This is a genomic window from Paenibacillus sp. J5 (assembly GCF_054955055.1).
Genome location: NZ_JBUEDD010000003.1, coordinates 537,067 through 561,647, shown reverse-complemented (window position 1 = coordinate 561,647; position 24,581 = coordinate 537,067). Strand labels below are relative to the sequence as shown.

The window sequence follows — 24,581 nt, the reverse complement described above, 5'->3', positions numbered from 1 at the left end:
TATTGCAACGCGAAACTCAGCTGCGCCAGTCTTCCAGACGATCAGCCGTTGACGCTCGCACGTACCCTATTCTTATCCTATGTTAGCCTCTACGCCCGTCCGATGCAAGCACCAAACTTCAAGTGTACCGTTTTCGTCACAATTTGTTCACTTTTACCATTGTATTATGATTCCCTGCTTTACAAGCTTTATCCTCCTATCTCCTGTGGCTGTTTAACCAATAACTGCCTGCAGCCCATAACGCAGCATGCAGGCAATTATCATTAATATCTGCGATGAATACGAATGACCTCGCCCCAATGTCCGGCAATGCGTATCTCTACGGCTGCGGTTCTTTGGACGCCATTGCTATACGTAACCGTGAATGTAAATGTGTAGACGCCATCCTGCAGCTTTTCCAGGCTAACAGCAGCCTCCTTATCCCCCATATAGCCAGACCATGCTTCCGTTTCTTTAGAGGGGGGGCTTGCAGCGGTCAGCTTGGCTGCACCGATTGAGGTCGCGTCCACCTTCACTTGAACTGCTCTGGTCTCACTGCCACCGGTAGCATCGGTGCGCGTCGGGAAGGCCGTCAGTACGAACCCTTCACCTGCCCAAAATGTATCCGGGCTTCGCTCAGCCTTTGGATTCGCTTTGTTCCACGCCACCCGGTACGCCTCCCATTCTGTTGTATGCGTTACTTGAGCCGTCAGTCCCAATGGCAGCACTCGCACCGTCCCTGTGGCGTCTTCCTCATTCGGGGCTCCCTTGACATCCGTCACGCGCAGTCTTACTTTATACGTCCCGGGTCGCTGGTCAGTTACGCTGCCAGGGATCATGATATGCTCTGTTTCATAGGAGCGACTGTAACCACCAGGGCCAACAAGCGTCCACTGATACGTGAGTTCATCGCCATCCGGGTCGGTAGAGCGATTCCTGCACGTAATATCGTCCCCTTCGTAGGCTGGGTTAGGCGTACAGATGAAATCAGCGACTGGCGGCTGATTCGTCTCAATATAGAAAAATTTCCGCTCGCTCCAATCGCCCCATTCAATGCCGTCATGTACGCGCACCTGAATGTAGAGATTCATTTTCTCAGGCAAGTCCTTCGACGGCTTCCAGGTTAACGCGGCACCCGTCAGCTCGCCCGACTCCTGCTCCAGAATGCCTCCATACCGATATATTCGTACAACATACCTCGTCTGGTTGTCCCGATCAGCATCGCTATACGTCCAGCGGAACTCAGGCCGCAGCTCGGTGAGCTTTGTTGGCTCATTCTGGTTGTCGCTCTCGGGCACAGTCACGCGGGCAACTGGCTTGCGGTTGACGATATGCACTTTGGATTGATAGGTATCCGTCTGACCCAATGAATCCTCCACCACCTGACGAATGTTGAACGTGCCCAGGCTGTTGAAGGTCTTCACCCAGCTTTCCCTTGCTGTACTGTGTAACCCCTCGAATCCGCCAATGCTCTCGTTCCGAATGTAATACCAGTGCGGCAGATTCTTGCTCGCTCCATCCTCTTTGTCATAGGCCGTGGAGGTGATGGTGATCGGCACCCCTCGGTAGGTAGTGATGGAGCTGGTCGTAAAGCCCGCTACAGGCGGCTCGTCGGCTTGCGGGATAACCTTGACATCGATCGTCTTCTCCAAGAACGGACTCCAAGCATCATATTCGTCGCGCACCGCCATCCCTACCTTGTGCAAGCCCTTTTCCTCCGGTGTGACGAGCTTCGCGTCAACGGTTCGGCCTGAAGGTGTCACGTAATAGAACTTCTTCTGCAGAATGCCTCGGGTCGCCTTATAATCGATACCCGTGTCCTCGGTCGAATAGTTGGTTGCCGTCAAATATCGATCCTTGTCATGGCTGCGATCCGTCCATTTAATCGTGCCATCCGGGTTCGCCGCGATGTCATAGTCCACGGTAGGCGCTCGGTGTACAATGAGCTGCCTGGAGGCCAGGTTGGAGGTCTGACGGTAGTCGGCAAAAGTTGGATCTGGATGGAGATGTTCACTATGCGGATCATCCGTAGTCTGGTACGTCACCTGGTACAAGCCTACCTTGTCCATCACCGCTACAGGCTCGGTATAGCTTTTGTTCTGATGCTTGGACACGCCCGACTTCCCATCCTTGGCATCCAGAAACTTTTGATCGAGCTGCTTGTACGTCCATTGTGTTAATTCCAGGATGGCCGGATCTTCCTCGGTGTCCGTGTACATCGTCGAGTAGATCATCTCTTCCCCGACTAGCGCAATGCCTTGCAGCTTGTTCTTGCTGCTCAGTGCCGACAGATCGGCATACATGACGTTCAGAAATTCAGTCATCGGCTTTTCGGTGTACGGGCCGAAGGCTCCCCCTGTGAACTCGGAATCCGCAACCTCCAGCAACGGTACATTACGCACGTAGACACGAATCACGCCATCGAGCGTCTGAACCTTGAGCGCATATGCTTCTCTCTCTTTAAAGGCATAGTCCGTCTTCTGCAACTCGGTACGCTGACCGTTCGCGATCTTGACCAGGCGCAAGGTATGGTCATTGGCCTCTACGCGATACATGTTGCGATTATCCTGGGCGTGGAAGCCGAAGCCGGCATAACGCTCATGATCATAATGAGTGTTCATGCGCAGACTGAACTGGAACGTTGCATCCGACAGGCTGGTCTCGCCCAGCAGTTGCTGTTGCGTGAGCAAGCTTTCCTTGACCATTGGGGTCTCATTCTTTATGACGTATGGAGTCCTATCCAGATACGTCTGCTCGCCACAACACATCGTGCTCTCATAGGTGTGCTTATGCTCCGTAAAGAGCAGCATCCCATCTCCAGGGACTTCAATAACGGGATAATGTTTTCCCTCTATGAAACTTACATCGTAATCGTCCCTCCAAAACTCTTTAAGATCAATAATCAACTGTTTCGCCCCTGTTCGCGCATTCACGCGGTAGAGCTTTTTGTCCATAGAGGTATAATAGAAATACCCCTGGGCATCGATGTACGTCACTGATTTAAAGCCAGTGGCTGGTTTGTCATCCCAGAACACATCGCTCAGTGTCGTTACGAGCTTGAGCTTACCGTCCTTCTGCCACTGGTACACGCCAAAACGGGAGTGATTGGTGGTATGCTGCATCACGATCATATCTTTAACTGGATTGATGGTGCCGTATGGAGGCAGCTTGTAGGAGCTGACAGCGGCTACTTGTGCTCCAGTGTCGGTACGGTAGACCACTCCATCTCCATTGATCGTGTATTTCCCATCATCCGAAGGATAATAATACAAATTTCCCGGTAGGTTGGTCAGGTAATCGGTCGTTTCTTTTTGTGGGTCATAGATGTTGTATCGCTCGTAAATTCCTTGCATCGTTCGATAGTAATGATGCAGCCGTCCAAGCGCATCGGGAATGCCACCGCTAACCACGTTCATTTTTTCCACATTCAGCGGAATTTCCCCCGTGATCTGGTCTGGATTTGACCATTCGGACACATAGAGGGTTCCTCTGTAAAAATCGCTTTTCACCTTCCATGTCTGATAGGATTTGCTTCGTTGTCGCGTATTCAGCCATTCATTGCTCACTTTCTCCGTATAAGTGCCATTGGGTTTGACAAACTCCTCAAAGGTATAGGTTCGGGAGCGAGTTAAACCGTAGTTCTTCGTTTCGATGGTTCGCAACGCATAATTCACATTACTATACGCATAGACTTCGACATCGTTCTTCGTATGCAGGTACGTATTGCCTTTGTAGATGCTAATTCCATATGAGCCTCGGATCATCCAGTAATCGTCATATAAATACTCGTTACGATTGGTGGTATAATTCGTAGGTGACGCGATCACCTCAATATTACTCGGGTTCGGCCCGATGTGATCCAGCCCTCTTCCCTGCAAATAATCGAGATTCGCCAGCGCCTTCGTCGTCGGATTGACTGCCCAGCTCATCGGCAGCTCGCCGTAATAGTCGTAGTTCTTCCACTTTGTCACCATCGTATTCGCACTCACCGGAATATCCTTGATGACGACTGGCTCTACGGATTCGGAGCTGACTTCAAATGATACGAGCGGCTTGTCGTTGATGACCTGCAGATCAAAGGTGCGACTGGCCTCCTTGCCCCAATCTTCCTTCGCATAGACAGTGATCTTGTAGCGCCCCACCTGCAACTTCGGAATGGTAAACTCTCGGCTCGCATTGAGCTTCACCTCATACACCTTCTGATCGCCAAACAGTCCTCTGTTGCCCGCATCGTAGACGTAGGATACCTTCTCCTCCACGATCTGGTCATTATCTGGACTGTAGGACGTGACTTTGAATGTCGCATCCTTGGCTTGCCCCAAGCGAATCATCGGCGTGGTATAGTCCAGTTGTGGTACGGGAGGCAGATCCTCCTTCACCGTCAGCACATGGGTAGCCGGATGGATCGATCGCAGCCCTTGGTCATCATAGACATGCAGGGTGATCGTTTCTTTGCCTGGTGTGTCATAGACGGTCTTTTTATTCGTCCAGACATCGCGACTGTGATTGATCTGCCGATCGATCGGACTATAGCTGCTGCTGGAGGAGAACGGCTGCTTTAACGGTCGCCCTTCTACCACCTCAGACGGCCCTGTAATGATCGCGACTGGCTCCATTGGAACAACTTCAATCTGTGTCGTGCGAACGGCTTTAGCGCCGAATTCGTCCCTCATATACGCCCGTACCAGATGCGTGCCGACTGTATCCATTTTGATACCTCGGTAGCCATCATCGTACTTCTCATATTTCCCTGGAATCGACTTGCCCCACGCGGAGCTAATCGAGAAGTCCATGCCCATGAAATAAATTTTGTCTCCGTCCGGATCCATCGGGGTCGGAACAGAAGGATTGTCAATGTAGATTAAGTCCATGACGGTTCCCACGACCACTTTGCGCATCGGCACCGTCGGAAGGTAAGGGTAGACAAAGCCAATCTCAAATTCTGGCGGCCTATTGCTTGACGGCCCTGTAACATCCAGGGTCTTCGGCCCAATCCACTGCGAGACACCGCAGCTCGTCGTGACCTCAATGTACACCTGATGCGTACCAACTCCGATCAGCCATGGATAGTTCGTATAAGGGAATGTTGAAGTGCTGTTGATTCCGTAGACAGGATTTGTCGCTACGCTGCTGCCATCCCGTGTAATGCGGTAGCGGTGGGAGATGTACTGGCAGCCGTTCATGACGATCTTCGGCACAAAGCTGAATGTTTCCCGATATTCAATTTTGTTCGGTACAATGGTAAAATCCGCAGTATAACTAGCTGAATTCTTGGTTTTATTGTAAAAGAACGTCACGTATGCGGTCTTATTGGTGGTGGTCAGACTCACTGACCGCGTTTTATCCGTGCTGCTTGTCACGGCGCTGCTGTAGCCTGTAAAGCTGAGACTGTACCCCACGATCTCTCCGTATTCCTCGTTGGCCTTGACGGTTTTGGTGCCTGGCAAGCTGGCTACGATCTCGGATTCTTCTCCTGCCAGCGTATAGCTGCCTGTCGTTCCCATCCGATTCATATGGCGAATCTTGATCTCGCCTGTATTCGCGCCGCTCTTGAGTCGGTACACATGGTATAGGTACATGGTGCTGAAATTGCCTTCAAACGGGCTTAGCTTGTACGTGTAATTGCTTGGGCTACTCAGGGAAGCAGGCGGTTGGCCTGTCGTTGAAATCTTAAAGCCCAGGTACTCATAATTTGCGTTGGTCGGAGCTGCGAATTCATAATTCTGCCCCTTGATCAGCTTCGTCTCCTTGTCTGGAAAGACGCTGGCGAGACTGGCTGCACTCTCGGTGACGTGCTTGACGATGGCTTTCGAGCCTTCTTCGTAGTAAAGAATTATTTTTCGTGTGTCGAAGCTGCCGTCAAATTTGATACTGGGAGGGTTACCACCTACTATGGAACCGCTAGGTGTGCCATTATTACTCTCTTTAGGTGTCTTGTAAGTGGCTTCCTTGTATCCAACATAGGTGTAGGCGCTGTTTGTTGGCACCGTGACCGTTGTTGTTTGATTAATAACCAGATCTGTTGTTTTGGTTGGGAACACATCCGACAAGCTTTTTCCACTAGGTGTAAAGTGCTGCACGGTCTGCTGGCCGTTCAGGTGATATTCAAAGACGACCGGAAAGTAGTAGCGGTAGACTTTTGCACCAGGAGCGCATCGGATCTGCTCTTTGCCGTTGACAATGACTTTATCTTTACAGTAATCAGAGCCAGTCATATCTAAATGAGTCCCTGGGGTCAACTCTCCCGACAAGCTGACCTTGAACGTGACTTCACTTGTTTCCTTGCCTGATAAATTTGAGACAGTGGGGGCATTAATGGTTTTGGAAATATAAAATTCATACTGGCCATATGTCTGCCCTGTTCCTCCTCCCCTAGATTCATCAAAATACGTCCTATGTTTTTGGTTAGTCGGTTCAAACTTATACACCTTCACGTCGGTAATGGTTCGACCAGGAGCCGAAAAATTATACGTATGATATAAATCCTCCGATCCCACAATACTGCCGGGGCCGATGGTAAATACGCCTTTTGTGTTGCTCCATGCTTCGTAGTACATGAATCCCACTACGTATCGTTTGGTTGGAAAATCTTCGTCTGTGTATGGCTTGAGCGATGAATTCCCAAAATCCGGGGCTGCACTGACCGTCTGCTTCTGCAGGACATCGAGTAATGGAACAAATGGAGATACCAGTTCCAATATAAATGCAAACAGAAGCACCCATGACAGCCCTTTTAATTTTCGTCTCAAGAATGACCTACCTCCATTCATTTTTCATAAGCAAAAGCGATTCTGTATCTAAGTTGATGCCGATGTAATGAATATCTTTTAACGTCGTAGTCACATCATCGTCGTAGTAGTCCACAGGAACATACTCTAAGGTCGCTTTCGTTAAAACTTCTTTTGTATAGGCAGGAATTAACTTGAACTGCCCACTGTATGGAATAAACAATCCGTTATTCATCGGACCACGATTATTACTGGAAAGGCGAATGAAATCCCCGCCATCACTGCCTTTAGATTTGTCCATTCTGTACACAATTGCGTTTCCAAATGCTAATGGAAGATCATCGGTTTGGACAAGTTGTACTTTCGTTCTCTTCTTCCCATTCAATTCAGGATCGGAGCTGAGAATAGTAAGCTTAGAGAACCCCTCCGGATAATACTTCAAATACGGCTTCGCATCCACCGGCTTAATCACATCCTCGATCTTCGGTACATCCTTGCTGCCGATCCACACATACTGATTCGGCTGATCCCACTCGACGTTCACGCCCAATCCTTCACTCACCGCCCGCAGCGGCACCAGGGTTCGGCCTCTGTCCACCATGGCCGGCTGCGCCAGCGTGACCGCTTTACCGTTGAAGGATGCCTTTTTGGAATCTCGGGTCAGCTTCAGCACTTTGTCACCTTTGGTGATCGTGATGTCTTTACCGTCCAGCTTCAGCTTGCCGCCCATCTTCTCGGCCACGAACCGGATCGGCACCAGGACGCTGCCCTCTACCATTTTCGGCGGAACGTCAAACTGAATGCGCCGCGCATCGTACAGCACTTCCAGGGATACATCTGTTTTGAAATGCAGCAAATGTGGCTTATCTGGATAGCCGCCGATTAACACGGCCGCATCTGCTTGCGGCAGCGCGGCTCCCATTCCACTCAGCAATACTGTCGCAGTCAACGCAACGCTCATCATTTTTTTCACTTTATTCATATCAGACCACTCCTCATTTATGCTTTTCAGTCATTCCTAATTGCTTGCAATAAATCAATATATCTCATAATTAAGCTGCGCAGGATGCTCCATGCTGCACAGACATACTCAATATCAGGAGAAGTAACTGTAGTACACATTCATCAACGCTGTCACCCATCCTTGACAGACTCGGCTTCGTCTCGCGTAGATATAATAATCCTGATATAGGCTACTTGAATCATGTTACATAGATCAAAAAAAGCACAAGCATACAAAGGAAAATCTCCTTGTAGGCCGGTGCTTCCGACTCACTCTTACCATTCATCCTATTTCCTAGTATAAAAGACCCACAGAATTATTACAACCATAATATTCATATTATTCTCTCATTCGATACATTCCACCTTAATCTTCCTCTACCTGCCACTCTCAAACTATTCGCCCATCCTCATGAAATTCGTCTTAATTAACTGAATTTTCAATAATCAAATGTAATTCATATTCGATTCTTTTCTGTCTATACGATTGAAATACTCGCATACTCAGACCAATGATAATTATTTGACAATTTGTTTTAAATAACTGAATAATAAGTTAATTTATACATATCAAAATCACCACTGCCTATCCGACTGTTACTTGTCTCACTTGATTAACACACAACTACAATTAAGAATGAATATTCAGTTTTTTTAGACATTATCTATAGCCGCACCTAAAAAAAGCAGCTCCCACGCTAACCAAATGCTGCGCAGGATGCTGCTCTCTTTGCTTCTTTTTGGCTTCTCTTTGGATTCTCTTTGAACCCTTGTACAAGCGTGTACTACTCACCCAACTCTATTCGTCCACTCCAGCCGCCACGCCATCCTGCACATTGCGTTGTTGTTCCGTCCGAAGTCGGTCACGCTCCAGCACTGGCTTCAAATACCGTCCGGTATACGAGGCTTCTACCTCTACCAGTTCCTCCGGTGTTCCTGCCGCGACCAACTGGCCACCGCCGCTGCCACCCTCTGGGCCAAGATCAATCAAGTAATCTGCCGTCTTGATCACGTCAAGATTATGCTCAATCACCAGCACAGATTCCCCGGAATCGACCAGCCGATGCAGTACCACTAGCAGCCGATCAATATCATCAACATGCAGCCCTGTCGTCGGCTCATCCAATATATAGAGCGTCTTGCCTGTGCTGCGACGGTACAGCTCCGCCGCCAGCTTCACCCGCTGTGCCTCGCCCCCGGACATGGTCGTCGCGGGCTGTCCTAGCTTCATGTAGCCCAGTCCTACATCAAACAACGTCGATACTTTGCGGTGAATGCGCGGAATGTTCTTGAAAAATTCTACGGCATCCTCGATCGTCATCTCCAAAATATCCGAAATACTCTGTCCCTTATACTTGATCTCCAACGTCTCGCGGTTATAGCGTTTCCCCTTGCATACTTCACAAGGGACATAGACGTCCGGCAAAAAGTGCATCTCTATCTTGATAATGCCGTCCCCACGGCATGCCTCGCAGCGCCCGCCTTTGACATTAAAGCTGAAGCGGCCTTTTTTGTAGCCGCGAACCTTCGATTCATTCGTCGCTGCGAACACATCCCGAATATCATCAAACACGCCGGTATACGTCGCCGGGTTGGAGCGTGGAGTGCGGCCGATTGGAGACTGGTCAATATCGATTACCTTGTCCAGATTTTCCAGACCGCGAATCTCCTTATAGGCGCCTGGCCGGGATTTGGCCTTGTTCAGATCGCGCGCCAACGTCTTATACAAGATTTCATTGACCAACGTGGATTTGCCGGAGCCCGACACACCCGTCACGGCCGTGAATACGCCCAGCGGGAAGCTTACATTCAGATTGCGCAGATTGTTCTCCTTTGCTCCGCGCACCTCCACCCACTTGTCACTGGTGCTACGACGAGACAACGGCACAGGAATGAACTGACGTCCGCTCAGATAACGTCCGGTCAAGGAATCCTCATTGGCCATAATCTCCTGCGGTGTCCCCTCGGCTATGACCTGGCCTCCGTGAATGCCCGCTCCTGGACCCATGTCGATAATATAATCCGCCGCCAGCATCGTATCCTCGTCATGCTCCACCACAATCAGCGTATTGCCCAGGTTACGCATATGCTCCAGCGTCTGAATGAGTCGGTCATTGTCCCGCTGATGCAGCCCAATGCTTGGCTCATCCAGGATGTACAGAACCCCCATCAGGCTCGAGCCGATCTGTGTCGCCAGGCGAATGCGCTGCGCTTCGCCACCCGATAGAGTGCCGGCTGCACGACTCATCGTCAAATATTCGAGACCAACGTTGACCAGGAAGCCCAGTCGCGCATTGATTTCCTTCAGGATCAGGTTGGCAATCTTCGTCTCCTTCTCATTGAGGGACAACCCTTGGAAAAACTGCTGCGCCGCTCCAATCGACAATGAAGTGACATAAGCAATGTTGCTCTGTCCTACTGTAACCGCCAGCACCTCCTTGCGGAGACGCTGCCCCTTGCAGCTTCCGCACGGCTTGGCACTCATATAACCCTCAATATGCTCCCGTATGCCATCAGACGCCGTCTCGCGATAGCGGCGCTCCAGATTGCGTACAATGCCCTCGAACGGAACGTAGGCTTCCTTAGACTGGCCAAAGTCGTTCTCATAACGGAACTTGACCCGCTCCCCCCCAGTACCATATAGCAGCTTCTTCAGGTGCTCCGGCTCCAGCTCACTTACCGGCTTGTCGACCGGAATCGCATAGTGCTTGCAGACCGCATCCAGAAACTGCGGATAGTAGTTGGAGGTGCTGCCTGCCCAAGCCTCGAATGCCCCTTGCTGGATCGACTTACTCATGTCCGGGACAAGCAGATCGGGATCAACGATCATCTTCATGCCCAGGCCGTCACATTCCGGGCAAGCGCCGAATGGACTGTTGAACGAGAACATCCGCGGAGCCAGCTCCTCCATACTGAAGCCGCACTCCGGGCAAGACAGGGTCGAGCTGAACAGCAGCTCCTCCTTGTCGATAACATCGACAAGAACCCGCCCCTCGCCGAGCTTCAGCGCGGTCTCCAGCGAGTCGGCAAGCCGTGTCTGAACATCCTCCTTGATGACAATCCGATCCACGACGACCTCGATGCTATGCTTTTTATTCTTCTCCAGCTCTATAGTCTCGCTCAGATCGCGCATCTCGCCATTTACCCGTACCCGTACAAAGCCCTGCTTCTGAATATCGGCCAGCAGCTTCGTATGCTCTCCCTTGCGCCCGGAGACGACCGGGGCAAGAATCTGCAGACGTGTCCGCTCCTCATATTCCATAATTCGGTCTACCATCTGCTCTACAGTCTGAGCAGCAATCTCGATGCCATGCTCCGGGCAGTGCGGCTTGCCGATGCGGGCAAACAACAGACGCAGATAGTCGTAAATCTCGGTCACCGTGCCTACTGTAGAACGCGGATTGCGGCTTGTTGTCTTCTGATCAATAGAGATTGCTGGAGAAAGCCCGTCAATCGAATCGACATCCGGCTTCTCCATCTGTCCGAGAAACTGTCTGGCATAGGCCGATAATGATTCCACATAGCGGCGCTGCCCTTCGGCATAGATCGTATCGAAGGCCAAGGACGATTTGCCCGACCCGCTCAATCCGGTGAGTACGACAAATTTGTCGCGAGGTATAGTTACATCGATATTTTTCAGGTTGTGGGCGCGCGCGCCCTTAATCACGATCTGATCGCTAGCCAACATATTCCCCTCCCAATTAATCCTCAGCTTTCAATTCCAGCAATGCATCACGCAATTCGGCAGCCCGTTCGAACTGCAGATTTTTGGCTGCTTCCTTCATCTCTGCCTCCAGCCGCTGGATGACCTTCTGCCGTTCCTTCTTCGACAGCTTGCCTGTCGTGCCGCCTGTCAAATACTCGGCCTTCTGCTCTGCCACCTTGGTCGCCTCGATCACATCATGCACCCTCTTGCGGATCGTCTGCGGCTCTATGCCATGCTGCTCATTATGAGCAATCTGCAACTGTCTGCGCCGCTCCGTCTCCCGCATCGCACGATCCATCGAGTCGGTTACTTTGTCGCCATACATAATAACGCGCCCGTCACTATTGCGGGCCGCACGGCCAATGGTCTGAATAAGCGAACGATCGGAACGCAGGAACCCTTCCTTATCCGCATCCAGAATCGCGACCAGCGACACCTCCGGCAGATCCAGCCCTTCACGCAGCAGGTTAATCCCTACCAGCACATGGAATACGCCTAGCCGCAGATCACGCAATATCGTCATGCGCTCCAGCGTCTTAATATCCGAATGAAGGTAACGGACTTTGATGCCCACTTCCTTCAGATAGTCGGTCAAGTCCTCTGCCATCTTCTTGGTCAGCGTCGTCACCAGCACCCGTTCATCCTTGGCGATTCGATCTCTGATCTCGCCGAGCAGGTCGTCAATCTGCCCTTTCGTAGGACGCAGCTCTATAATCGGATCAAGCAATCCTGTCGGGCGGATGATCTGCTCCGTCATGACTGGGCAGTGCTCCAGCTCATAAGGCCCTGGTGTTGCCGAGACGAATACGATCTGCCGAATCTTCTCCTCGAATTCCTCAAAGCGCAGTGGCCGGTTGTCCTTGGCCGAGGGAAGGCGAAAGCCGTGGTTTACCAGCACATCCTTACGCGCCTGGTCACCATTGTACATCGCCCGAATCTGCGGGAGAGTCACATGCGACTCATCGACGACGATGAGCAGATCGTCCGGGAAGAAATCCATCAGCGTATACGGTGTAGCGCCTCGCTCGCGGAACGTCAGCGGCCCGGAATAGTTCTCGATCCCAGAGCAGAAGCCCATCTCCTGCATCATCTCGATGTCATAGCGCGTCCGCTGCTCAAGCCGCTGCGCCTCCAGCAGCTTGCCCTCCTCACGCAGCTCAGCCAGCCGCTCCTCCAGCTCACGCTCAATGTTCAGCAGCGCCGCCCGCATCGTATCCTCGCGCGTCACAAAGTGCGAGGCCGGGAAGATGGCCACATGATCACGCTGCCCGACAATCTCGCCAGTGAGCACATCGATCTCGGTAATTCGTTCGATCTCGTCTCCGAACAGCTCCACACGAATCGCCCGTTCATTGTTAGCCACCGGGAAGATCTCGATGACATCTCCGCGTACCCGGAAGGTTCCACGTATAAAGTTGATATCATTCCGTTGATATTGAATATCGACCAGCTTATGCAAAATATCGTTGCGCGAGCGCTCCATCCCCACACGCAGCGACAAGACCAGACTCCCATACTCCGTCGGCGAACCGAGGCCATAGATGCAGGATACACTGGCGACAATGATGACATCTCGCCGTTCGAACAGCGCACTGGTTGCAGAATGGCGGAGCTTGTCGATCTCATCATTAATGCTGGAGTCCTTCTCAATGTAGGTGTCGGAGGATGGGATGTATGCCTCTGGCTGGTAGTAGTCATAATAGCTGACAAAGTACTCGACAGCATTATTAGGAAAAAAAGATTTAAATTCGCTGCAAAGCTGGGCAGCGAGCGTCTTGTTATGGGCGATGACCAATGTAGGTCGGTTCACCTGAGCGATCGTGTTCGCAATCGTGTACGTCTTCCCCGTTCCTGTCGCGCCGAGCAAGGTCTGATACTTGGTTCCTTGCCGGATGCCCTCCACCAATTGTCCGATCGCCTTCGGCTGATCGCCCTGCGGCTTGTACTCGGACACCAACTCAAATGTTCGGTTCGATACTTGCAGCTCGCTCATTATTCTACTCATCCCCTCTCCAGCGCTCCGAACTTCCAGCATCAGGCCCCCGGGCCCAACATCAACGGGAGCCGCCCTTCCTATGCCGCTCCCTCGTCCATTCAGCCTTCATGCCGCGCCGCCTGCGCCGCATCAGTCATACGCTGTATGCAATTGCTCTATATGAATACTATCATAGCTAATATTAATCAGTGTAACCCAATTGGTAGTAATCTATAGCAATAAGAATATGTGTTCCCGTAACATTATACCGCTTCGTGCGCTCTCTTGCAATCGGGTATTCCTGGTGAAAATAAGAATTCATAGATGTTTTTCGGCTGGACGTAAAGCTCGACATGGTGATTGGGGAGTTGATTGAACGCATGATGCGGGGGCTGATACGCTTAAACTAAAAAACCCCATCCTCTCGGATGGGGTTGTCGTTAACTGATATTACAGTTTAACAACGTTTTCTGCTTGTGGTCCGCGGTTGCCTTGAACCACGTTGAATTCAACGCGTTGACCTTCGTCAAGAGTTTTGAATCCGTCGCCAACGATTGCGGAGAAGTGAACGAATACGTCGCTTCCGCCTTCAACTTCGATGAAACCGAAGCCTTTTTCTGCGTTGAACCATTTAACTGTACCTTGTTGCATGTGGATGACCTCCAAAAATTAAATTAACATGTTCATTTTTTGCCGGTAAACAAAAATTCACATATTGAGAAAAGTTTCATTGCCCCGCTGCTTCTAAAATATAGACATCCTTTACGACCTATAGATCATTCGCAGAGTGAATGTCCATTGGGCGGAATGCAATGTTAACCCTTTTCAATATACAAATTTCCAAACCATCACATTTATGATTGTGAGTTGATCATATCACAGACCCAGACGGAAAGCAAATAAATAACGCTTGAAATCACCTAAAAAAAACGGAAATATTTAGATAAGCCCGAAAATGGACATCGTCACCTGACAATTCAGGCACATCCGGTTCCCAAGTTTGATCAACCTGCACTACTATTTTAAACAAAACACGTCTTAAATATACACTATGAACATATGATTGCAGTAAAAAAGAATCTACCGACCATGGAGGTATCCTTATGTTGAAAGCGACTGTCAAATGGTTCACGTTGTTGCTCATCAGCACCCTGCTCTTCCCGATCGCCGCACAGCCCGCTCTGGCTGACAGTCTGGAAACATCGGAGCAGCATATACAATTGGTTATTAACGGTCAGTTGTACAAGCAGCCTGATGGAGAGCCCACACCCTATATCAATATGCAGAACCGCACCATGGTACCGGTCAGTCTGCTCGTCAAGGCAATGAACCTGCCTGGTGCTTCTATTGAATGGGACGAGCCTGCTCGCACAGTCACCGTGCGCTACACCACCCATACCATCGTCTTCACTCACGGAGCAGCATCCGTTGATATAAATAATCATACCGTCGTCCTTGACTCCGCGGCCGAGATTCGCCAGGGCAGGCTGTTCGCTCCTGTGCGAGCACTGGTCGGCGCCCTGGGTGGCTCGCTGCAATGGGAGAGCGCTCGCGGGCTGATCTACATTGCGACCGAGCCGAGCACAGCAGCCCCTCCGACGGGCTCAGAGGCCGACGCGCTCATTGGACAGCAAGCCACCGCCACGCTGGAGGCGCTGGCAGAGCAGGACTGGGGCGCTTTGGCTGAGCTTGTTCACCCTGACCATGGCGTGCGCTTCTCTCCGTATACGGATGTTGATCCGGTTGAGCAGACCCGACTTATGCCCGAGGAGCTACTGGATGCTGCAGAACGCAGCAAGCTGCGACAATGGGGCTATTACGATGGCACAGGTGACCCGATCGAGCTCAGTATTCAGGACTACTGGCTGCAATTCGTCTATCCGCACGATTATCGGACAGCGCCGGAGCGCAGCTATAACCGCCAACTATTTCACGGGAATGTGGCTAACAATGCATCTTGGGTCTATCCAGGAGCCATCATTGCAGAATACCATTTCGACGGAATCGATCCGCAGTACGGCGGACTGGACTGGCGCAGCCTGCGACTTGTGTTCCAGCCGTTGCATGGTCAATGGTATCTTGTCGGCATCATTAACGATCAGTGGACCTCCTGACACTGCTGCGCCGCAGATGCCCAATCAGACAGACACCCGACCCGCCAAAGCCAGACAGCTAAACAGCCATATAGCCAGACGCCAGGCAGCTCAGCCATGCCTTATCTCATGCCCCTTCGCTCCCAGTAGCTTGCCGCTCTTCGCCGCTCTGAAGCTGATACATTCGGTAATAGCGTCCTTGCTTCGCCATCAGCTCGGCATGTGTGCCACTCTCCACGATGCTGCCGCGGTGCAGAACTAGAATCCGGTCAGCGTCTTTGATGGTGGACAGGCGATGCGCAATGATAAAGGTCGTCCGCCCGTGTCGCAGCACCTCAAGCGCCTTCTGGATGACGGCTTCCGTCTCGCTGTCCACGCTTGAGGTCGCTTCGTCCAGAATCAGTACCGCCGGATCGTAAGCCAGTGCTCTCGCGAAGGAGATGAGCTGGCGCTGTCCGGCGGACAGCGTTGCCCCGCGCTCCACGACTGACTCTTCCAGCCCATGCTCCAACTGGCGGACAAAATCAGCCGCCCCTACCTTCTCAAGCGCCTCCAGCACTTGAGCACGGCTTATCTCCTCATTGTATAAGGTGACATTAAACCGAATATCCCCTGTGAACAGGAACGGGTCCTGCAGCACAATACCCATGTGGCGACGCAGCTCCTGCCTAGACATACTGCGGATGTCGATGCCATCGATCAGAATCTCGCCAGCATCAGGCTCGTAGAAGCCGAGCAGCAGATTCATGATTGAGCTTTTGCCAGAGCCGGTATGACCGACGAGCGCGATCGTTTCCCCCCTGCTGGCCTCGAAGCTGATCCCACCGAGCACAGGCTGCCCCTCAACATAGCCAAAGCTCACCTCCCGAAACGCCACATGCCCGCGTGGACGGGGGACATCGGAAGCCGCAGCTACATCCTGTCCAGGCTCATCCATCAGCTCGAATACCCGTTCTGCCGAAACAACGGCTCGCTGTGCATTCATCAGTTGGTCAAATATGCCGATAATCGGCTCGAAAATCCGCCCCAGGTAATCAATAAAGGCATAGAACACTCCAAAGGATACCGCTCCTTCCAAGGAACCGCTGCCAAAATACCAGATAATAGCCGCTGTAAAGATGCGACCGATAAAATAGACCGCATTGCGACCGGAGAAGGCGAAGATGCGGAATTGAGTCCGCTGATTGCGATAACGGTCTTCATTGATCCGCTCGAACTGCTCCTGTATGGACTGCTCGCGGCGGAATGCCTGCAGCACCGGCATAATTAGTATCACTTCGCTCAGCATCGCATTCATCTCCGCCAGGCGAGCGCGGATAGCAGCAATATATTTGCGCGAATATTTCAGATGCAGCCCCATAACCAGCACATAGATCGGAAGCAGCAGCGCGCAGACCAGCGCCATTCTCCAATCGAGGAACAGCAGTGCTGCAAAGACCCCTGCTATATTCAACCCGCTAACCACGAAGGTGGACAAAAAGCTCATGTACAGCTCCTTGATGTTCTCTGTGTCATTGGCGACACGCGAGACCACCTGACCCACAGGCGTCTGGTCAAAATATCGAATCGGCATGCGATGCAGATTGCGGAACACATCCATACGGATGCGTTGAACCGCCCGCTGCGCGATCGTCTGCAGCATATAGCTTTGCGCAAAATTCAAAATACTGGCCGCCATCGCCAGCGCGATGATCAGCCCCACCAGCATTAATACCGGCTGCATATCATAACGGTAAAAAGCAGCTGTCTCCGCTGCGCTCAGCCGAACCTCCCCATGCACCGGGCTTTGCAGGGCGAAGCCGCTCCCTTGCTGCACAATGTGAACAATGGCATGTTCGGGCAACGCTCCCCGCTCCTGGTCGCTCAGCCAATCGCTGCGTATGTATTCATAGCCGTCGTATGGAACAGAAGGTTTCCCAGCCGGCAGCTTAGCAGGCTCCAGCTCCACCCATTCCTGCTCGATCGCCAATATATGATCATCAATGATACTCTTCGCAATAAGCGGCCCCGCCAGTTGCGCCCCCATCGCAAGGATGAGAATCGTCAAAGCGCCTATGACCTGACCTCTGAACAGCATAATATAATCGAACAGCCGTCTGCTCACGGAACGTTGTTTCAGATTGCTCATAACTCCTCCTTCTCATCCGCCAGCAACGATTGCTCCAGCTTCTGCCTGTTATATTGCAGGCAATACCAGCCTCCCAGACGCAGCAGCTCATCATGAGTACCAGACTCCAGCACCTGACCGTCCTCAAGTACAATAATCTGGTGCGCATGGGATACGGCGCTTAAACGATGGGTTGCGATCAGCGTCGTCCTTCCCTCCCGCGTGCGCCGAATTTGTTGCAGGATCGCTTGCTCGGTACGGGCATCCACGGCGGACAATGCATCATCAAGAATCAGAATCTCCGGGTCAATCAGCAGCGCGCGGGCAATGCCGATCCGTTGCTTCTGCCCCCCGGATAGCGAGACGCCATTTTCCCCGATGATGGTGTCCAGTCCGTCCTGCATCCGGGCAATGTCATGCTGGAGTGCTGCAAGCTCCACTGCTGAGGCAATCTCCTGCTCTGTAGCGTCGGGCTTGCCAAGTGCAATATTTTGCCGGATCGTGCCGGATAACAGCAGATGCTCCTGCGGCACGTAGCCGATCCATCCTCGTATGCTATCCAGCGCAATCTGCTCGATCGATACACCATCGATAAGCAGTGTTCCCTCCGGTATCGGATATTGACGCAGCAGTTGCTTCAATAGTGTGCTCTTGCCGCTGCCCGTCCGCCCGACGATGCCGAGCGTCTCGCCGCGATGTACGGCTAGCGACAGCTCCCGCAGACTATCCACAACTGCGCCTGGATAACGGAAGGTCAGACCGCGAAACTCCACACGTTGCGGCACACGGGGACGAAGCGGCGCGGCAACATCCGCGACCTCCTGTGGCTGCTCCAGATTATCCGCAATCCGATTAACCGATGCATTGCCCCGCTGCAAAATATTAATGAATTCACCGAAAGCAATCATCGGCCAAACCAGCATCGTCAGATATATATTGAAGGTAACCAACTGTCCAAGTGTAATCTCGTTATAAAAGACGAGAAAAGAGCCATAGCCGATGCCCACTGCAAAGCTGACGCCAACAATAATCGAGACGGCAGGCTGAAACAGCGCATTGATAAAAGCCACCTTAATATTTTTACGCATGACCTCGCCGGTCACACGGTCGAAGGCCTGGATGTCCTGTTCCTCTTGCACATAGGAGCGGAGCACGCGCATGCCGGAGATCGTCTCCAGCACATGATCATTCATCTCGCCAAAGGACTGCTGCGCAATGATAAAGCGGGATCGCATCGCCAGGCCCAGCCGATTAATAGCCAGCGCCAGCAATGGCAAGGGCAGCAACGCCGCAACCATCAGCTTGAAGCTGACAAACCATATCATAGAGAACATCACGATTGCACTAACCACGATCGTATTCACCAGCGTGAGCACTCCGAACCCGGCGGTATTGCTTACCGCCTGAATATCATTGGAGGCCAGCGCCATCAGCTCGCCGGAGCGGTTGCGTTGGAAGAACGAGGGCGTCATCCGCGTCCAGTGTCTGAACAGACGGTCACGAAGCTGCTTATCCAGCAGCACCGAGCTGCCGAACAAGAGATTATTCCACAAATAGATACATATATACATCGAGATCGCGATAAGCAGCAGCAAGCCGACCGTATGCCACAAGCTCTCGCGGCTAAGAGTACCTGCCTGCATCTGATCGATCGTATGACCGACCAGCCTCGGGGTCACACTATTCAGGAAGCTGGTGGCAGACATCAAGATCACAGTTAGGACATAAAACAGCCAGCGCTCACGAAAAAACCAGCTCAGTTTCGTTAGGAACGGCACAGCCAGGCCTCCTTCATCTATATTTTCCTATATTGTACAAGCAAGCACTTCTTTTGGAAAGTACGGCAGCACGAAATGAAATAACAATAGCATAGGTGGGATGTTAATGGGAGCATGGCTTAACGGATTAGGGTCTGCGGTCTACGCCCTCCGCAAATGGATCATCGCATTATGGATTGCTGTGGTGCTTGCCCTCGCGGGCTTCGCCATTCAATTGCCAGATGTGCTCAAGGGAAATGGCTTTATGGTCGAAGGCTCCTACAAGGAAGTAAACAAGCTGCTCAAGGAGCATTTCAATGTGTACTCCTCTACAGTTATTCTGCTGTTCGAGCAACCGGATAGCATGAGCGACACAGCATTGGCCCACCATGTCGAACAAGCATCAGACCGGCTGCAGGCGCTGGAATTATCCGGCTTGGTGCAGATTGCCTCCCCCTATCCCGGCGACGGAGTTGTGGTGCAGCCGTCTATGCTGAAGGATGGAGTAGCCTACATGGCCTTCAGCTTTGATCTGGAGCAAAAAAATATGAAAGACAATCTGAAGAAAATTCGGTCTGCTGTTGATGTACTGAAGGAAGCAGGCTCACCTGTTAAGCTGACCGGGGCGCCTATCGTCGAGGACGATCTGAATACTGCCAGCCAGGAGGACCTGACTCGAGCGGAGATGATCGGTCTCCCCGTGGCACTGATTGTGCTGCTCCTGGCGTTTGGCGGGCTTATAGCAGCAGCGCTGCCGCTCGTGGTCGGACTAATCAGTGTCGCAAGCACGTTGGGCGTATTATATTTCTGGGGTCTGCAGATGGAGCTGGCCGTTTTCCTGCTCAATGTGGTCTTCATGCTTGGACTGGCGCTCGGCATCGACTTCGCGTTGCTGTTTGTGAATCGCTTCCGTCAGGAGCTCGGCTCACATCCTGTTGCGGAGGCAGTTCGTATCTCCGTGCAAACCGCGGGTGAATCCATTATTTTCTCCGGGATCTGCGTGTTTATCGGTCTCGCCGGCTTGCTGTTCATCCAGATCGATATATTCAGAGTGGTGGCCCTCGGCGGTATGACGGTCGTCTTCTTCTCGATCGTGTCCGCACTGACACTGCTGCCTGCGCTGCTGTCCGTGCTTGGGCATCGAATCAATCGTTTCATGCTCCTTAAACCCCGTGCCCATGCGGAGGGGGATGCCAGCTTGTGGCTTCGCTTCTCGCGGACTGTTATGAAGCGGCCTATCTTCATGATGCTGGCGGCGCTGGCCATTCTACTTACAGCGATGCTGCCTGTACGCAGCATGGAGCTGAGAGTCCCGGATACCAACTCGCTGCCCGAGCATTATGAATCGAGGATTGCTTACGACCTCTATAAGCGAACCTTTATGCCAGATGATAACGCCGAAGCGGTACTGATCGCCACAGCAAGCAGAGCGGTCACCGAGTCGCAGGAACTGGAGCGGCTATACCGGCTGCAGAAGCGGTTACAGCAAGACAGCTACGTAGCGCGGGTCGAATCACTGTTCACCCTGGCTGGCAATATAACGCCGCAGCAATGGCAAGCAGGCATGAGCAACCCGGTGCAGGCTGCCGGATTAAAGCAGGCTACTGCGGCCATGACCAGCGGTAACCTGGCTCTGCTTCGCGTTCATCTGAAGGGCGGTAACTTTGATGCCCAGACGAAGCAGTGGGTCAAAGGCTGGGAGCGCGAGCAAGATGGCTTGAACATCAAGGTTGGCGGGTATGCCAAATTCAATCAGGAGATATTCGATGAGATTGCCGCCAAGGTCGGGTATAGCCTGACGCTGATCCTGGGGGCGACCTACCTGGTGCTGCTGGCTGCATTCCGCTCCGTGCTCATCCCGCTCAAGGCCATTGTTATGAATGCGCTCAGTCTGGGCGCTACGTTCGGGCTGCTTGTATGGATTTTTCAAGATGGTCTGCTCGGCATGGAGCAATCCAGCATTGCGCTGTTCATTCCGATCTTTATATTCAGCATTGTATTTGGACTGAGCACCGATTATGAGGTGTTTCTGATCTCGCGCATTCAGGAGATTTACCGCAAGACTGGAGATAATGATCAAGCGACTGTCGAGGGGCTGGCGTTAACGAGCAAAATCATCACGTCCGCCGCTGCGATCATGATCGTCATCACTGGCGCCTTTGCCTTCACAGGTGTCATGCCGGTCAAGCAGCTCGGCGTTGGCATCGCACTGGCGATCTTCATTGATGCTACACTCGTGCGCATGGTGCTCGTCCCGTCGATGATGAAGCTGCTGGGCCGTTGGAACTGGTGGGCGCCACGCTTCCTGCAGTTTCGCTCGGCGCGTCGAGAAACCTCCTAGCATACCAGAGCTTACATCGGATACCTGCAAATTAACAGAAGCCTCCCTTCCGCTTGCCTGACGGTTCGCGCATATAGGGAGGCTTCTGCGGCTTCCTTCGCCGGAAGGCTTATGCTGTTCTCATAGACGCTCTCTTCCTGCAAGGCTGGGAGGCTCCTGCCCCCATATTGCTGCACGTCGCTGAATCAGCCACACCTGATACGGATGGCGTCTCATAGAAACCCGTCACTGACCATTTTGCGCTCAGCCCCCCGTGTAGAACCGATCATCCGCTCATGGCCAACCTTTAGCTGCGGCCATCACGCTCCTCCCCTGCCTGCTCGATGAAGAGTCCTTCCACATGCTTGCGGCTCATGAGCTTGCGCTTCTTGCGATTATCCTTCGTCTCGAACACGATGTCCAGATCATAATCCGGGGGATACAGCTCGGCAGCCGGGATATGAAGCCGCAGCCGCTTGTGATTGATGCGCAGCTTCTGCCCCTGTACCTGTACGCCGACATGGCCCAGCGCGTCCTGGAGAGCATAGACAATTCCTGTCTTATCCAGATACGGGATATAGACGGAATCCCCTAACTGCAGCTTCACACGGGCTGATGCTTGCTCTGTCTTACCTGCCTGCTCCTCAGACTCATTAGGTGCAGCTAGCTCTTCAGACTCTGCAGACAATTCGGGCTGCTTCTCTTCTATCTCAATCATAGGATCGTGATTGCGCTCCGCGGTCATTCGATTCGACTGTTCACTTGCTCCTGCAGGAGCAGCCTCCATATGCTGGTAGTCCGACCAAGAGGAGGCTTTCCGCTCCTCTGCGCAGGAGTTGACTGCCCCTGCCGGCTGCTGCTCTTCTTCCACAGCTCCAGGCATACTGGCTTCAGCGGACAGGGTCTTCTCCAGCGGTTCTGCCTGTTCTCCTGCCGACGGATCGCCTTGCCGCATCCTCGCCATTACATCTCGTGAACGGGAGATGATGCGCGGCGGCAGGCCGAGCCGGGCTGCGATGGCCAGTGCATAGCTCTCCCCGGCCTCGCCGATCCGCAGCCGATATAGCGGCTCCAGAGTTTCGGTGTCGAATTCCATGCGGGCGTTCTCAAAGCCCGGCGTCACCGCTGCAAAATGCTTAATCTCGTTAAAGTGTGTCGTCACGATAACGATCGAACCACGCTCATGCAGCTCCTCCAGCATGGCAATTGACAGTCCGACGCCTTCTCCAGGGTCTGTACCGGAAGCCATCTCATCAATCAGCACCAGCGTCGAGCGATCGGCCTCTGCCAGCACCTGCTTCATATTGGTGATATGGGCGGAGAAGGTGCTCAGCTCATGCTCAATACTCTGTCCATCCCCAATATCTGCTGCTAGCTTCTGGAATAGAGCGAAGCAACTGCCCTCGCCTACGGGCACGAGCAGACCCGATTGCACCATTAAGGTCAGCAGGCCAACCGTTTTCAGTGCCATCGTCTTGCCCCCGGTGTTCGGCCCAGTAATAATTAATGTCCTGTAGCTGTGGCCAATGCGGAACTGCAACGGCACCATACGTTCTGCCAGCAGCGGATGCCGCGCATCGCGCAGCTCCATCCTGCCCTCGTCATTCAGCTCCACATTGCACCCGCCGATCGCCTGCGCATATTTGCCTCTGGCTATAATATAGTCATAGACGCCCACCGTCTCTGCATTGGCGCGCAGCTCGGCCGATGACAGCTCCACGAGTTCACTTAGCTCGCTCAATATTTTCGTCTCCTCGCGCGCTTCCTCAGCTCGCAGCGCAGCCAGCTCGCCCTGCAGCACATTTAGCTCGGTCGGCTCCATAAACACGGTCTGGCCGCTCGCTGATTCGTCCAGCGCTACCCCCTTGACCAGGCGACGATGCTCCTTCTTAATCGGCAGCACATACCGATCGCCGCGCTTGCTGACTAGCGGCTCTTGCATCAGCTTTTTGTACTGGTTCACCAGCGCATCGACCTTGCGACGCAGCTTATCCTCACACATGGCGATGCGCTTGCGCGCCTTGGCGAGCTCCTTGCTCGCGCTATCCACGATTCGCCCGTTGCGAATCATCTGCTCCAGCTCGCCAAGCAGCGGCCTGAGCAGACGGATCGAGCTTGCATAGCTGCTCAGCCGCGGAGCGACCTCCTGCTTGGCCGCCATATACTTGACCAGTTGGCCACAACTGCGGAGAAACTGTGCCAACTGCTCCAGGTCGCGTTCACTGTATATATAGCCGGTGCCGAGCAATGCCAGAATTGTCTCCATCCCCTCCAGGGATGGAATCGGCACACTCGCCCCTTGCCTCACCATGGCAAGCGCCTCCGCCGCTTCGTCCAGTTGCTGCCGCACCCGGCCTGCCAGCGCCGAGGGCCTCATCTCCTGAATATGCTGCCTGCCCAGGTAAGAGACTGCGAATTCCTCCAGCCTTTCCTTTACCTTGAGATAATCTAGCCGTTCCATGACCTTCTGATCCATGCATCCGATCCTCCACTTCTATTGGAAAATAAAAAGAGGCGGAGAATGAACATACGTTCACTCTCCGCCTCACATATAGAGACACCTCTCCCCGAATAGTCCAGGCCCCCCCGCAGCTTCGGCTAAACCTCCATCGACCACCCATGCGCATAGGGCGATCAAGCGATAGCGGCTTAACGGTAATCATCGCGATATATGGTGCCAGAAAGACAAAAAATCCGCGCTGAACCAGCACGGATTGAATAGACATCGGGTATAGGCTCCCCAAGGCTTCAATTGATTCCCGCAGTTCTTAACTAAAGCACAGGCACTACTCGCACATCACGAAACAAACATCGCCCACAACATGGCTATGCTCGAATCACTGTGCTGCTTATGCCTGATATGCAATTCATTAGTTAAGAACAACCGCCGACATCAACATCTCTCCTTGATTGG

At 52.6% G+C, this 24,581-nt stretch carries 10 protein-coding genes; 2 read left to right on the top strand and 8 right to left on the bottom strand.

The genetic code is table 11. The annotated features are described in order from the left end of the window. Positions 1-263 precede the first annotated feature (263 nt). From ACY1JZ_RS07520 to ACY1JZ_RS07500, 5 genes are all read right to left on the bottom strand, one after another. Positions 264-6,728 (bottom strand): PKD domain-containing protein, encoded by a 6,465-nt coding sequence (locus tag ACY1JZ_RS07520; protein WP_462628698.1) that lies wholly within the window; start codon positions 6,726-6,728, stop codon positions 264-266. A 7-nt stretch (positions 6,729-6,735) separates the two neighbouring features. Further along, positions 6,736-7,689: a stalk domain-containing protein gene (locus tag ACY1JZ_RS07515; protein ID WP_462628697.1), complete on the bottom strand. Its 954-nt coding sequence runs from the start codon at positions 7,687-7,689 to the stop codon at positions 6,736-6,738. An 819-nt stretch (positions 7,690-8,508) separates the two neighbouring features. Continuing rightward, positions 8,509-11,394 carry an excinuclease ABC subunit UvrA gene (gene uvrA, locus ACY1JZ_RS07510; protein WP_462628718.1) on the bottom strand — a complete coding sequence of 962 codons (2,886 nt, stop codon included), beginning with the start codon at positions 11,392-11,394 and terminating at the stop codon, positions 8,509-8,511. Positions 11,395-11,410: 16 nt separating this feature from the next. After that, complete coding sequence (uvrB, locus tag ACY1JZ_RS07505) at positions 11,411-13,408, bottom strand: excinuclease ABC subunit UvrB (RefSeq protein ID WP_462628696.1); 1,998 nt, start codon at positions 13,406-13,408, stop codon at positions 11,411-11,413. Between the two features lie 432 nt (positions 13,409-13,840). Further along, positions 13,841-14,041 carry a cold-shock protein gene (locus tag ACY1JZ_RS07500; RefSeq protein WP_028560888.1) on the bottom strand — a complete coding sequence of 67 codons (201 nt, stop codon included), beginning with the start codon at positions 14,039-14,041 and terminating at the stop codon, positions 13,841-13,843. A 452-nt stretch (positions 14,042-14,493) separates the two neighbouring features. Here ACY1JZ_RS07500 and ACY1JZ_RS07495 point away from each other — a divergent pair, with 452 nt between their 5' ends. After that, positions 14,494-15,504 carry a copper amine oxidase N-terminal domain-containing protein gene (locus ACY1JZ_RS07495; RefSeq protein ID WP_462628695.1) on the top strand — a complete coding sequence of 337 codons (1,011 nt, stop codon included), beginning with the start codon at positions 14,494-14,496 and terminating at the stop codon, positions 15,502-15,504. 106 nt (positions 15,505-15,610) lie between these two features. Here the strand turns inward: ACY1JZ_RS07495 and ACY1JZ_RS07490 are convergent, their stop codons facing one another. Together ACY1JZ_RS07490 and ACY1JZ_RS07485 are read right to left on the bottom strand one after the other, a co-directional pair. Next, a complete protein-coding gene (locus tag ACY1JZ_RS07490; RefSeq protein ID WP_462628694.1) occupies positions 15,611-17,611 on the bottom strand; it encodes an ABC transporter ATP-binding protein in 2,001 nt (666 codons plus the stop codon). Beyond that, positions 17,608-19,368: an ABC transporter ATP-binding protein gene (locus tag ACY1JZ_RS07485; protein ID WP_462628693.1), complete on the bottom strand. Its 1,761-nt coding sequence runs from the start codon at positions 19,366-19,368 to the stop codon at positions 17,608-17,610. The genes ACY1JZ_RS07490 and ACY1JZ_RS07485 overlap by 4 nt, the downstream gene beginning before the upstream one ends. Before the next feature lie 106 nt (positions 19,369-19,474). Here ACY1JZ_RS07485 and ACY1JZ_RS07480 point away from each other — a divergent pair, with 106 nt between their 5' ends. Further along, positions 19,475-21,688 carry an MMPL family transporter gene (locus ACY1JZ_RS07480; RefSeq protein WP_462628692.1) on the top strand — a complete coding sequence of 738 codons (2,214 nt, stop codon included), beginning with the start codon at positions 19,475-19,477 and terminating at the stop codon, positions 21,686-21,688. Positions 21,689-21,974: 286 nt separating this feature from the next. On the opposite strand, the gene ACY1JZ_RS07475 is transcribed toward ACY1JZ_RS07480, so the two are convergent. Further along, positions 21,975-24,143, bottom strand: coding sequence for an endonuclease MutS2 (locus ACY1JZ_RS07475; protein WP_462628691.1), 2,169 nt, complete (start codon positions 24,141-24,143; stop codon positions 21,975-21,977). Between the last annotated feature and the right edge of the window lie 438 nt (positions 24,144-24,581).

Excerpts from the sequence above, each read along its gene's own strand:
- ACY1JZ_RS07515 (WP_462628697.1), bottom strand. The coding sequence starts at position 7,689 with ATGAATAAAGTGAAAAAAATGATGAGCGTTGCGTTGACTGCGACAGTA.
- uvrB (WP_462628696.1), bottom strand. The coding sequence starts at position 13,408 with ATGAGCGAGCTGCAAGTATCGAACCGAACATTTGAGTTGGTGTCCGAG.
- ACY1JZ_RS07500 (WP_028560888.1), bottom strand. The coding sequence starts at position 14,041 with ATGCAACAAGGTACAGTTAAATGGTTCAACGCAGAAAAAGGCTTCGGT.
- ACY1JZ_RS07495 (WP_462628695.1), top strand. The coding sequence starts at position 14,494 with ATGTTGAAAGCGACTGTCAAATGGTTCACGTTGTTGCTCATCAGCACC.
- ACY1JZ_RS07490 (WP_462628694.1), bottom strand. The coding sequence starts at position 17,611 with ATGAGCAATCTGAAACAACGTTCCGTGAGCAGACGGCTGTTCGATTAT.
- ACY1JZ_RS07480 (WP_462628692.1), top strand. The coding sequence starts at position 19,475 with ATGGGAGCATGGCTTAACGGATTAGGGTCTGCGGTCTACGCCCTCCGC.
- ACY1JZ_RS07475 (WP_462628691.1), bottom strand. The coding sequence starts at position 24,143 with ATGGATCAGAAGGTCATGGAACGGCTAGATTATCTCAAGGTAAAGGAA.